This window comes from Sphingomonas sp. LH128, assembly GCF_000293195.2.
GTDB classification, from domain to species: domain Bacteria; phylum Pseudomonadota; class Alphaproteobacteria; order Sphingomonadales; family Sphingomonadaceae; genus Novosphingobium; species Novosphingobium resinovorum_A.
In genome coordinates, this window is record NZ_ALVC01000449.1 from 14,402 (window position 1) to 26,315 (window position 11,914).

11 protein-coding genes are annotated in these 11,914 nt (G+C 65.3%); 6 read left to right on the forward strand and 5 right to left on the reverse strand.

The features are described from left to right. Position 1 precedes the first annotated feature (1 nt). From moaC to lexA, 3 genes are all read left to right on the forward strand, one after another. On the forward strand, positions 2-487 hold the full coding sequence (moaC, locus tag LH128_RS27790; protein ID WP_008833032.1) for a cyclic pyranopterin monophosphate synthase MoaC: 486 nt from the start codon (positions 2-4) through the stop codon (positions 485-487). Further along, complete coding sequence (locus tag LH128_RS27795; protein ID WP_008833033.1) at positions 475-1,704, forward strand: molybdopterin molybdotransferase MoeA; 1,230 nt, start codon at positions 475-477, stop codon at positions 1,702-1,704. Before moaC ends, LH128_RS27795 begins: the two co-directional genes overlap by 13 nt. A gap of 100 nt (positions 1,705-1,804) precedes the next feature. After that, entirely contained in the window at positions 1,805-2,497 is a 693-nt protein-coding gene (gene lexA, locus LH128_RS27800) for a transcriptional repressor LexA (protein ID WP_008833034.1), read from the forward strand. A 48-nt stretch (positions 2,498-2,545) separates the two neighbouring features. Here the strand turns inward: lexA and LH128_RS27805 are convergent, their stop codons facing one another. Beyond that, the gene (locus tag LH128_RS27805) at positions 2,546-4,690 is read right to left on the reverse strand and encodes a ComEC/Rec2 family competence protein (RefSeq protein ID WP_327195292.1); all 2,145 of its coding nucleotides are present in this window, start codon (positions 4,688-4,690) and stop codon (positions 2,546-2,548) included. Positions 4,691-4,825: 135 nt separating this feature from the next. Between LH128_RS27805 and gltX the strand changes: the two genes are divergently transcribed. The 3 genes from gltX to LH128_RS27820 all read left to right on the forward strand — a co-directional run bounded on the left by gltX (position 4,826) and on the right by LH128_RS27820 (position 7,931). Further along, positions 4,826-6,277: a glutamate--tRNA ligase gene (gene gltX / locus LH128_RS27810; protein WP_008833036.1), complete on the forward strand. Its 1,452-nt coding sequence runs from the start codon at positions 4,826-4,828 to the stop codon at positions 6,275-6,277. 11 nt (positions 6,278-6,288) lie between these two features. Further along, the gene (locus LH128_RS27815) at positions 6,289-7,572 is read left to right on the forward strand and encodes a citrate synthase (protein WP_008833037.1); all 1,284 of its coding nucleotides are present in this window, start codon (positions 6,289-6,291) and stop codon (positions 7,570-7,572) included. A gap of 161 nt (positions 7,573-7,733) precedes the next feature. Beyond that, on the forward strand, positions 7,734-7,931 hold the full coding sequence (locus tag LH128_RS27820) for a hypothetical protein (RefSeq protein WP_008833038.1): 198 nt from the start codon (positions 7,734-7,736) through the stop codon (positions 7,929-7,931). 6 nt (positions 7,932-7,937) lie between these two features. On the opposite strand, the gene LH128_RS27825 is transcribed toward LH128_RS27820, so the two are convergent. From LH128_RS27825 to LH128_RS27840, 4 genes are all read right to left on the reverse strand, one after another. Continuing rightward, positions 7,938-9,353, reverse strand: coding sequence for a sensor histidine kinase (locus LH128_RS27825; protein WP_008833039.1), 1,416 nt, complete (start codon positions 9,351-9,353; stop codon positions 7,938-7,940). After that, positions 9,308-10,243 (reverse strand): hypothetical protein, encoded by a 936-nt coding sequence (locus LH128_RS27830; protein ID WP_008833040.1) that lies wholly within the window; start codon positions 10,241-10,243, stop codon positions 9,308-9,310. The genes LH128_RS27825 and LH128_RS27830 overlap by 46 nt, the downstream gene beginning before the upstream one ends. Positions 10,244-10,278: 35 nt before the next feature. Beyond that, entirely contained in the window at positions 10,279-11,460 is a 1,182-nt protein-coding gene (locus LH128_RS27835) for a hypothetical protein (RefSeq protein WP_008833041.1), read from the reverse strand. A 133-nt stretch (positions 11,461-11,593) separates the two neighbouring features. Further along, positions 11,594-11,896 (reverse strand): hypothetical protein, encoded by a 303-nt coding sequence (locus tag LH128_RS27840; protein ID WP_008833042.1) that lies wholly within the window; start codon positions 11,894-11,896, stop codon positions 11,594-11,596. Positions 11,897-11,914 lie beyond the last annotated feature (18 nt).

Below are 11,914 nucleotides of genomic sequence, written 5' to 3' on the forward strand. Positions count from 1 at the left end.
GATGAGCAAGTCCCTCACCCACATCGACCCGGACGGCAACGCGCGCATGGTCGACGTTGGCGCTAAGGCGGAGACGCAGCGCATCGCCGTGGCGTCCGGACGCATTTCCATGAGCGCGGATGCCCTTGCCGCGATCCGCGCCGGGAATGCTCCGAAGGGTGACGTGCTTGGAACCGCGCGCATTGCTGGCATCATGGCGGCCAAGCGGACGGCCGATCTCATCCCCATGTGCCACCCGCTGCCGCTCGATGCCGTAAACCTCGACTTCGCTTTCGAGGATAATGCTATCCGCGTCATCGCGAAGGCTTCGCTGACCGGTCGCACCGGGGTAGAAATGGAAGCGATAACAGCAGCTTCTATCGCACTTGTCACAATTTACGACATGGCCAAAGCGCTCGACAAGGGCATGGTGATCGGAGACATCCGCCTGGTCGAGAAAATCGGCGGTAAATCAGGTCATTGGAAGATGGACGGATGGGCCGAATAAACGGCTCCGCGCCGCTCTCTCTGGAGGAGGCACAAGCTCGCCTCCTCGCGCTCGTCACCCCGCTGTCGATAGAGCGTGTCGATATCGAAGGCGCGCTCGGCCGTTACCTGGCTGAACCGCTGCACGCCAGACGCACGCAGCCCTCCGCAAATCTGTCAGCCATGGACGGCTACGCCGTCACGGCAGGCGATCTGCGCGGCCCCTGGAGGATCGTCGGTGAAAGTGCCGCCGGGCATCCTTATGCCGGCCCGCTCTCGCAAGGAGAGGCAGTCCGAATTTCGACGGGCGCGATGCTGCCGCCCGACGCGGCGGCCGTCATAATTCAGGAAGACCTGACACGCGAGGGCGCGAACCTGATACTTTCGGGCGAGCCGCCCGCACCGGCGCACAAGCACATCCGCCATTGCGGGATGGATTTTGCCCAGGGCGCGGAAGTCCTGCCCGCTGGTCTGCACATCGCGCCCGCGCAGATGGCGCTGGCGATCGCGGCCGGCCATACGCATCTTCCCGTGCATCGCACACCGCGCCTGACCGTGATCGACAGCGGCGACGAACTCGCCTCCGATCCGGAGCGCTGTGCACCGCACCAGGTTCCCGCCAGCAACGGCGCGATGCTGACGGCCATGGCGCGTTCGCTGGGCGTGGATGCGCGGCGGATCGGCCCGGTGCCCGATACGATCAAGGCAATAACCTCCGCTTTCGAAGCATCCGCCGATGCCGACCTCATCGTAACGAGCGGCGGCGCTTCGGTCGGCGATCACGACCTCATTCGTCCGGCACTCGAAAGCTGGGGCGCGGGCATCGATTTCTGGCGTGTCGCGATCAAGCCCGGCAAACCAATCCTAGTCGCCACCCGCGACGTGGCAGGACGCCGTCAGATCGTGCTGGGCCTGCCGGGCAATCCGGTCTCCAGCTACGTCACCGCTTACCATTTCCTGCTCCCCGTCCTGCGCGCGATGCAGGGGGCTGCGCGCCCCTTGCCCATGCGGCTGACAGCCCGGCTGGCCATGCCGCTGCACCCAAGCGGCCGTCGCCGGGAATTCCTGCGCGGTTGGTGGGACGGAGAAAATGTGACGGTAAGCCCACTGCAGGACAGCGGCGCCCTGTCGTCCCTGGCGGCAAGCAACGTACTGGTCGATCGGCCGGCGCTGGCCGGTCCGGCACAGGCTGGCGAAGAAGTCCGGATATACTTGCTCCAGAACGGCGGTATTGCCTGAAGTATCGGCAATTGGTTGCTTGATTGTTCCCTCAATGTTCACTACCAGAACAAACGCGATCAGGGTTTGCCTGGTTCGGAGGTCACGAGAAGGCAGCGACATGTTGACGCGCAAGCAGCACGAATTGCTCCGGTTCATCCAGGTCCGGCTTGAGGAGACAGGCATCTCCCCCAGCTTCGAGGAGATGAAGGAGGCGCTCGACCTCAAGTCCAAGTCCGGTGTTCACAGGCTGATTTCCGCACTGGAAGAACGCGGCTTCATCCGCCGCCTTCCCAACCGTGCACGTGCGCTCGAAGTCTTGCGCCAGGCCGATGACACGGGAAGCAAGGCCCTGCGTCCTTCTGCAGCGAACAGCAATGATGGAATGGCGCGTCCGCAGACGCCGCGTCGTTCCGTCGAAGCCGCCAACGACGTTATCGAGATCCCGCTGCACGGGCGTATTGCCGCAGGTGTGCCGATCGAGGCTCTCGAAGGACAGTCCATGTTGCCTGTCCCTGCCGCCCTGCTTGGCTCCGGCGAGCATTACGCGCTCGAGGTCTCCGGCGACTCGATGATCGAAGCGGGCATTCTGGATGGTGATTTCGCCCTCGTGAAGCGCACGAATGCCGCTCGCGACGGCGAGATCGTCGTTGCCCTGATCCGCGGGGAAGAGGCGACCCTCAAGTACCTTCGGCGCGAGGCGGGAATGGTGCGGTTGGATCCCGCAAATGCCGCTTACGAACCGCAGATTTACGGTGCGGACGAAGTGGAAGTGCAAGGCAAGCTCGCCGGCCTGCTTCGACGGTACAACTGACACGGCCACGCTGCGCCATGAAGGCCTTGGCGCAGCAGCAACCGGTAATTACTGCGATTTGCGCGGCGCAGGAGCATTCCTGTAACGGTGAACAGGCCGGGGACGCCACCAGCCGTGTTCACCTTGGGTCTGGGCTACCGTATCGATACGGGCCTTGCCCAGATATACCGCCAGCCCGCCGGTCTGCCCAAGCGATCCTCGATCGGCCTTGAACCAGCGCGGCTTGCAACTGCGCGGCAGCCAGCGATCCGATATGACGATGTCGCTGCGTTCGCATGCAGCGGCGAGCGACCGTTCCGCAACGGCATCGCGGCCCCGCGAAACCAGCACATGCCATGTGGTGCCGGAGCGTCTGACCGGCAAGGCGCAGAAATCACGGTTGCAGCGAGCACCCGGGAACTTGTCGAACGTGACCGGATCGGCCTCGATCCCGGCGAATTCCATGAGATTGTCCCGGGCGTAGCCGCTTTCGCTGTTTCGAAGCAGGTAAAGCCGTTTCCCGCCATCTTCGACCAGCCCGACATGACGACCATCTCCGGACACCAGAATGTCCGCCGCCGGTGCGGTCGCCAGCAAGAACACACCGACCGAGGCGATCGGTAGCCCGGCCCAGCGAATGCGGCCGCTCCAAAGGCCCATCCACAGACCTCCCGCGACGAAAAGCAGGAATGCCCAGGTGTCTGTACCGGGAAGCAGGTTCACAGCGCCCGGTCTCGACGCGAACCAGCGGGCCAGGCCGACCAGCAGGTCTATCGAGATTCCGGCGAGCCACCAGACCGGCCCGCCCAGCCCGGCGATATCGAGGACCAATGCACAAGCCAGCAAAGGCATCACGACAAAGGTAGACAGCGGAATTGCCGCCACGTTGGCCAGCGCTCCATACACTCCGGCGCGGTGGAAATGATACAGGCCGATCGGCATGAGCGCGAGGTCGATGACCACGCCCGTCAGCAGCAGGAGGGCAAGATGGCGAAGCCCGGTCATGGCAAGCCCTTCGTCGCGCGGTCCAAGGAAGTGCCGCACGGGCTTGGCCGTACTGACGGCGATCAGCGCCAGGACCGCGCCGAAGCTCAGTTGGAAGCTCGGCCCGATCACCGCCTCCGGCCAGAGCAACAGGACGCAGAACGCCGCCACCGCAAGCATGCGCAGGGACAAGGGCTCCCGCCCCAAAGCCAGTGCGATCAGGACCAGGAGGGAGCCGATGCAGGACCGAACGGTCGGAACTTCCGACCCGGAAAGCAAAGTGTAAGCGACGCCTGCAGCGGCCCCCGCACCGGCCGCGACGACCGGCAGCCTCACCCTCAGGGCCACCCACGGGAACAGCGCCAGCAACCGGATGACCAGTAGATAGACCGCCCCGACCATCGCGCTGACATGCAGGCCGCTGATCGAGAGCAGATGCGCCAACCCCGAGTCGCGCATGGCCTGGTCGTCAGCCTCCGTAATGCCGCCGCGATCGCCGGTGACGAATGCAGCGGCGATGCCCGCTCGTTCGTCCCCGATGCGGGCGCGAATATGGTTCGTCAAAGATTGTCGGATATCCAGCAATCCCCACTCGCTTCGCTTGCCTTTCCGGACGACCTTCACCTCACCTGTGACCGAACCGCTCGCGGCGATGCCTGTGAACCAGGACGTGCGCGCAAAGTTGTAGGCGCCGGGCAGCATGGGCGGCGCCGGCGGCATCAACCGTGCCCGGAAAGCCACCAGATCGCCGACCGCGATCCCGGTCGTCGATCCCTTGCCGGGAACGTTGAGCCGGACCTTGATCGCGTTGCCGGGCGAAGCGTCATGGCCGAAGCCGCTCAGGGGGTCACGCATGGCCAGCAGCAACCTGTCGCGTCCCAGGGCCGGCTGCGATTCGATCGCCAGAACCTGCGCGCTGAAATTGCCCGATAGTGGGCGCTCGATGGCGGGTTGCCCCACCAGTTCGGAACGCGCCCAGACGACGAGGCAACCGGCAACCACCACCAGCGGCAACAGCGACAACGCCCGACCGAGATGCGGGTAAACGACGCGCAAGGGAAAGGATGCATAACAAATTGCACAAATTGCAACAAGAGCGCCGCAAAGGCCTGCCCAGGCAGGTGCCGAAGGCAGCCAAAACCACGCAATTATGCCGGTTGCGAAGGCCACCGTCACCCATGGTGCGCGTTCGAATTCCGCCCCGGAAAGAAATCGCTCGACGACTGCCAAAACCCTCGACAAGAGGCCCTTGGCGGTCCATGGCCCATGCTGCAATGCAGCGGTTCCGGGGCTTTCCGGAGGCGGAATTTCACAAGTTGCGGCGTGGGTCCCCATTGCCGCCAATAGGACAGGAAGGTCGGGTAGATGGCAAGCGGTAGTGCATCGGGCGAAGCGACTGGCAAAAAGGCCGTCGTAACGCGCTTTGCTCCTTCGCCGACCGGTTACCTTCATATCGGTGGCGCTCGTACGGCACTGTTCAACTGGCTTTTCGCGCGCCGTCATGGCGGCAAGTATCTGCTGCGTATCGAGGATACCGATCGCGCCCGTTCGACCGAACCCGCGATCGACGCGATCTTCGACGGCTTGTCCTGGCTGGGCCTCGACGGTGACGAGGCGCCGGTGTTCCAGTTCGCCCGCTCGGACCGTCATGCCGAAGTCGCCGCGCAGCTGATGGAAAACGGCCACGCCTATCGCTGCTACCTGACCCAGGAAGAACTCGCCGAGCGCCGCCAGAAGGCGCAGGAAGAACGCCGCCCGTTCCGCATCGACAGCGAATGGCGCGATGCCGATCCCGCGACCTGGCCGGCCGACCGTTCCTGGGTGGTGCGCGTCAAGGCCCCGCGCGAGGGTTCGACGACGATCGAGGATCTCGTGCAGGGCACGGTCACCGTGCAGAACGAGGAAATCGACGACTTCGTCATCCTGCGCGGCGACGGCACCCCTACTTACATGCTGGCCGTGGTGGTGGACGACAACGACATGGGCGTAACGCACGTCCTGCGCGGCGACGATCACCTGAACAACGCCTTCCGTCAGCTCGTCGTCATCAACGGCATGGGCTGGGACGTGCCGGTCTACGGCCACGTGCCGCTGATCCACGGCTCGGACGGCGCCAAGCTGTCCAAGCGCCACGGCGCGCTGGGTGTCGATGCCTATCGCGACGAAATGGGCCTGCTGCCCGAAGCCGTGTTCAACTACCTGCTGCGCCTCGGCTGGGGCCACGGCGATGAGGAAATCATCAGCCGCGAGCAGGCGATCGAATGGTTCGACATGGTCGATGTGGGCAAGAGCCCCTCGCGCTTCGACCTTGCCAAGCTTCAGAATCTCAACGGGCATTATCTGCGCGAGGCCGACGACGTGCGGCTTGCGGGCCTCGTCGAAGCGCGCCTCGATGGCGTCGACGGCGATGAGCCTGCCGACCTGCTGGTCCGCGCGATGCCCGTGCTCAAGGTCCGTGCCAAGGACCTCAACGAACTTGCAGAAGGCTCTGCCTTCCTCTTCGCCCAGCGTCCGCTCGCCATGAGCGAGAAGGCGCTGGCGCTCCTGACCGATGAGGGGCGCGAGCGCCTCGCCGCGATCCATGAGCGCCTGTCCGGCCAGGCCGACTGGACTCTCGAGGCATTGGAAGCCAACCTGAAGGCAATGGCCGAAGACCTGGGACTGGGTCTCGGCAAGCTCGCGCAACCCTTGCGGGCAGCCCTGACGGGTCAGACGACCTCGCCGGGGATATTCGACGTACTGGTATTGCTCGGACGGGAAGAGAGCCTCGCGCGCATCGGCGAGCAGGCTCAGGTTCCCGCCGGGTCGCAGTCATAAGGAGATAATTGGTGGGTGATCAGGCTAAACTGAGCGTCGGCGGCGCGGAACATGACTATCCCGTTCTCAAGGGAAGCGTGGGTCCGGACGTCATCGACATCCGCAAGCTCTACGGCCAGACGGGCGCGTTCACGTTCGATCCGGGCTTTACCTCGACCGCGAGCTGCGAGTCGGCGCTGACCTACATCGACGGCGACGAAGGCGTTCTGCTGCACCGTGGCTATCCGATCGGCCAGCTGGCCGAGAACTCCTCGTTCATGGAAACGAGCTACCTGCTGCTGAATGGTGAACTGCCGAGCAAGGACGAGCTTGCCACGTTCGAGAACACCATCACGCGCCACACCATGCTGCATGAACAGCTGGCGACGTTCTATCGCGGTTTCCGCCGCGACGCGCACCCGATGGCGATCATGTGCGGCGTAGTCGGCGCGCTTTCGGCATTCTACCACGACTCGACCGACATCGCCGATCCCGAGCATCGCAAGATCAGCTCGCATCGCCTGATCGCCAAGATGCCAACGATCGCGGCGATGGCCTACAAGTACTCGGTCGGCCAGCCGTTCCTCTACCCGGACAACAAGCTGAGCTACACCGGCAACTTCCTGCGCATGACCTTCGGCGTGCCCGCGGAAGAGTACGAGGTGGTTCCGGCGGTCGAAAAGGCGATGGACCGCATCTTCATCCTCCACGCCGATCACGAGCAGAACGCCTCGACCTCGACCGTGCGTCTTGCCGGTTCGTCGGGCGCGAACCCCTTCGCATGCATCGCAGCGGGCATCGCCTGCCTGTGGGGTCCTGCGCATGGCGGCGCGAACGAAGCCGCGCTCAATATGCTCAAGGAGATCGGCACCCCCGATCGCATCCAGCACTACATCGACCGCGCCAAGGACAAGAGCGATCCGTTCCGCCTGATGGGCTTCGGTCACCGCGTCTACAAGAACTACGACCCGCGCGCGACGGTCATGCAGTCGACCCTGCGCGAAGTGTTCGAGGCCCTCAACGTCACCGATCCGCTGTTCGAGACCGCGCTGCGCCTCGAAGAGATCGCGCTCAGCGACCCCTACTTCGCGGAGAAGAAGCTGTTCCCGAACGTGGACTTCTACTCGGGCATCATCCTTTCGGCGATCGGCTTCCCGACCACCATGTTCACCGTGCTGTTCGCCCTTGCTCGCACCGTGGGCTGGGTCGCGCAGTGGAACGAAATGATCTCCGATCCCGGCCAGAAGATCGGTCGCCCGCGCCAGCTCTACACCGGCCCGACTCAGCGCGACTACGTGCCGCTCGACAAGCGCTAAGGTTCATTCCGCGCGCAGTCGTGGATATCCGAAGCAAAGGCCCTCGCGAAAGCGGGGGCCTTTTTGTTTGCCGTCATCGTCAAAACCGATCCATTTGAGCATTCACGCCACAATCCGGCCGCATCCGGCGTGCAGCCTCTCCTCGAAAGGGGCGCACAATCATGATGTTTGTTAGAATTCTGGCGACGACCCTTGGCCTGCTGATGATGGCGGCAGGGATTTTCGTGGTCTTGCAGGGCACCGGCGTGCTCAGGTGGCCGGCCGACAGCGTGATGGTTGCGGACCGGGCATGGGCCGTGCGCGGGGCAGTCTTCGCGATGGTGGGCGGCATTGTCGTTTGGCTCGCCCGCAGATGCTAAAACCAGTCAGGCGTCGGGATCGACCGGCACTGCGAGGATGAACCGGGCACCCTGCCCCGGCGAGCTTTCGATGGAAAGCTCGCCGCCCATCGCGCGGGCTAGTCGCCGGGAAATATAGAGACCAAGTCCTGAGCCGCCGTCACCACTGCGGCCCAGACGCTCGAACTTCTCGAATACCCGGAGCTGATCTTCATCGCTGAGGCCAGGCCCCTGATCCGCGACGACGACGATGGCGCGTCCTCCCTCGACCGAAACCCGCACATCGATGCGCGACCCTTCCGGCGAGTAGCGAATGGCATTGCCGATGAGGTTCAGCAGAACCTGCAGGACACGGCGGAATTCCGCCAGAGCCGGGGCATGGTCATCGAGCGGCGGCGCCACGATCGAGATGTCTTTCTCCCGCGCCCGGACGCCCAGGATACCGGCGGCCTGCCGCGAGACATCGGCGAGATCGATGTAATCTGGCGTCGTCGAGAAACCGTCCTCCTCTACGACTTCCAGATCGGCCATGTCCTCCAGCAGACCAAGCAGCAGCTTGCCCGCGCCGGCGATCTCTCCGGCATATTCGGCATAGGCATCGGGAAGCGGTCCGGCGAGGCGCGTGCGGATGGTCTCGGCGTTGGCGACGATCCGCGCGATCGGCTGCTTGAGCACCGGCGCCAGATCCTGCCCCACCAGTCCGCGGCGCTGCAGCGGCGCTTCAGGCTCCGCTACCGGCACCCAGTCCGACGGTGCCTCGTCGGAAAGCAGCAGCAGTTCGAAGCCCGACGGCTCGAAGCCGGGCCGGATATGCGGCACCAGCGAGACGCGCCAGGATCGCGGCGAGCCCGCGACGACCACCGGCGCGCCGTCGAGCAGTCGCCAGTGAAGCGGCTGCTGGTGCGTCACGTTCTCCGGCGGCAGGAAGTCGGTCCAGCAGCGCCCCGCGCCTTGCTCCATCGCGGCGGACACTTGCGCCAGTTCGGGAGAATCGCACGTCACCGCGACCAGACGCTGCCCCGCGTCGAGCCATGCACACAGTTCCGCGACATGGCGATCGGTCACCGCGCGGCGATGTTCGCCCGGACTGCCTTCTTCGGAATCCAGAGCGGCCGTCTGCCAGCTGCGCACATGGATCGAGCATCCCTCGCCCTCCGGCTCGACTTCGATCCACGAAGAAATCGCATCGTTGCCATCCTGCGCCCTGATCGCCTGAGCCAGGCGGCGGCGCGCCTGTCGGGCACGGCGCACCAGTTCGAGCAATTCCGGCACCGCGATCGTACCGGGCATTTCGCCACCACAGCGCAACTGCAGTCCGGCGAGAGGCTCGTCGGCGCTGATCAGACGATCGTGCGCATCGCACGTCGCATGGGCCAGAATGGCGCCTTCGCCCGGGCTCATCGCGAAGTCGCACCGTTCGAGAGGATCGACGCAGCGCGCCATGCATCGATGCCGGATAGCCCGTTCGGAAGGTTCGCCCCCGCGTGAATCGCCAACACCTGCTCCTCGGCAAGACCGGAGGGCAGTTGCGCGGCGAGCAGGCTCAGCGCCAATCGCGCCTGCTGGCCCGGCTGCGTCGCCGTGGCGGCCACGTCGCGTGGTTCTCCCGAACGCAAGGACAGAGCCGTCAGGAACAACGCGACCCCGGCATGAGATATCGACAAGGCCGTCTCGGTGTCCAGATCGGCGACCAAGCGTTCCGCCCACTGCAGCCGATTGGCGCGGGCCGCGTGATGACGTCGGGCCTCCGCTTCGACCGCAGACGCGCGTTCGGATAGAGCAGGTTCGGCACCGACAAGCGCACGCAGGATCGCAAGCACCGCTTCCAGCACGGCGTCAGGCAGTTCCGCCAAGGGCAGAGCCATCCGCCGTTGCCCCTGGCTCCAGTTCGCCTGAGCCGCAAGGAAGCCGCGTGCCAGGGCATCGCCGTAGCCTGCACGTTCGCGTATGAGCGGCGAGGCGACCGGGTCTAGACCGATCCGCTCCTGCAATCGTTCGGTCAGTTGCCATTCCAGCGCGGCGGCGTGGATATGCGCCAGCAACACCGGCTCATCGAGGAAAGCCCGCGTCAGCACCGCGATTTCCTCGGGAGCATGCGCACGCCGGTCGGCACTTCCGATCAGGGCATCGAGCAATTGCCCGGCGATGTCGGCGAGAATGCCCTTTACGCGCGCGAGAATCTCTTCGCTCAGAGCCGCGTTCTGTTCGGCGGCGACGAGATAGCGCAGCACCGGAAGTGCAGACGCCGCCGCAGCGTCACCGCGCACGAGGTCGCGTCTCAGAGCGGCCTCCACGGCTTGCGTATCCGCCGGATGAGCGGCCTGATCGATCATATGACCCGTCTAACCGGCATCTGGTTAATTCGAGGTTAGCCGTCGCGCCGACGCGGCAGCACGAGTGCCGCAGCGACCAGCCCGGCCGAAAGTAGCCTCACGACAAGCAGCACCTGCCCGAACCCGGACGCGAACGCGAGGATCAGGCCCAGCAACGCCCGGTCTGCGAAGAGACCGGCGAACCGCCCGGCGGCGATGCGCGGCAGCAGCACCAGAAGCATCATGAGAACAGCCGGAGTGCACAGCCAGGCCAGCACCGGCTCCCCCGGAAAGCGCGGCGTGTCCAGCAGTATCAGCGCAGCGAAGACCACATCGACCAGCCAGACCAGTGCGTCCGCGCGCGGGATCGCCGGAGATGCCTGGCCCAGCGCGTGCCGCTCCGCCGCGCGCAGCAGTCTGCTCGCCTCCACCAGCAGCCAGGCGATCGCCAGGAACCCGAAGGCGCACCACAGGAAGCCGAACCAGCCCGCACCCGCCGCAATAAAGAGCATGACCAGCACCGCCGCCGACACCACATTGCTGGCATTGCCCGCATGCAGCAGCGACGATCCGAAGCTCAGGACCGCAAAGCGCGCGATCGTACGTCCCGGCGTCCGCGCTCCCTCCTGCGCGAAGCGCGTACGCATCCACTCGTCCTCCAGCGCGTAGGCTTCCGCCTCGCTGCGGACCATACGCCAGCCTGACCCCGCCCGCGCCGCAGGCGGAACCTCGCGCATGGTGATGCCGGACTGGAGCGCGATGCGTGTCAGCGCCGAGATCGCATCCACGTCGAGCGGCAATTCGTGCAATCGCTCGACCAGCGCGCCCGGCACGCGCATCAGCCCAGCCGTGGCGCGATTGATGTCGATCCGCTCGAAACCGGCGGCAAGCGCGCCTTCGACCGGCTGCACCAGCACGGTCGGAGACCGTCCTTCGAGAAGCGCCGCAGCCGCCGTCGGATCGGCGAAAAGTCCTTCCGAGACGACGATCAACTCGTCCCCGGCCGTAACCAGACCGGCAAGTTGACCCGCCCCCGTCGCAATGGCGAACTGAAGCCCCGCGTCCTCCGCATCGTGTTGAAGGGCGATCAGTTCTGGCGTGGTGCCGCGCGCCATGCAGATGACGCGCTGGCATTCCAGCGCCAGCGCCATACCGAGCTGGTGCTGCGCCACGCTCGCCCCTGCAACGCGCAGGAATGCGCGCGGGAACGGCTGCCCTGTCGCGGCAGGCTCCGTCATGGCCAACAATGCTATGCGCAAATCCGAAACTCCAGCACCCCGGCCAAGGATGTAGGCAGGTCGGAGCCCAGTGCCAAGCCCCAGTGCCAAACCCCAGTACCCGACCAAACCGGCAGTCGGCCTGAACGGGGGATCAGGTTCCGGAAAACTCCGTCAGGTAGGTCTTGAGGCGGCGCACCACGGCAGGCTCACCCGGCGCGGCATCGAGGGCATCCTGTGCCAATCCCAGCAGATGCACCGAGTGAAAGCTCGCCGCCAGCCCCTTCAGCCGCGTCGCTGCGACCACCCAGTTGCCGTCGCACCGCGCCCGCTCGAGGAGATCGACCTGCCGACCGACGCCCTCGATATAGGCCGCTCGCAGTTCCGCCATCAGTACGGGATCGCCCCCGGCTGCAGCGGCGAGAGTGGCTTCCAGGGCTCCTGCTTCATATGCCATTTCCCCAGTTTAATCCCG

Bases quoted from the DNA above. Each gene is read 5' to 3' on its own strand.
- LH128_RS27840 (WP_008833042.1), bottom strand. From the start codon at position 11,896: ATGGCATATGAAGCAGGAGCCCTGGAAGCCACTCTCGCCGCTGCAGCC.
- LH128_RS27830 (WP_008833040.1), bottom strand. From the start codon at position 10,243: ATGATCGATCAGGCCGCTCATCCGGCGGATACGCAAGCCGTGGAGGCC.
- LH128_RS27820 (WP_008833038.1), top strand. From the start codon at position 7,734: ATGATGTTTGTTAGAATTCTGGCGACGACCCTTGGCCTGCTGATGATG.
- LH128_RS27825 (WP_008833039.1), bottom strand. From the start codon at position 9,353: ATGGCGCGCTGCGTCGATCCTCTCGAACGGTGCGACTTCGCGATGAGC.
- LH128_RS27835 (WP_008833041.1), bottom strand. From the start codon at position 11,460: ATGACGGAGCCTGCCGCGACAGGGCAGCCGTTCCCGCGCGCATTCCTG.
- gltX (WP_008833036.1), top strand. From the start codon at position 4,826: ATGGCAAGCGGTAGTGCATCGGGCGAAGCGACTGGCAAAAAGGCCGTC.
- LH128_RS27795 (WP_008833033.1), top strand. From the start codon at position 475: ATGGGCCGAATAAACGGCTCCGCGCCGCTCTCTCTGGAGGAGGCACAA.
- moaC (WP_008833032.1), top strand. From the start codon at position 2: ATGAGCAAGTCCCTCACCCACATCGACCCGGACGGCAACGCGCGCATG.
- lexA (WP_008833034.1), top strand. From the start codon at position 1,805: ATGTTGACGCGCAAGCAGCACGAATTGCTCCGGTTCATCCAGGTCCGG.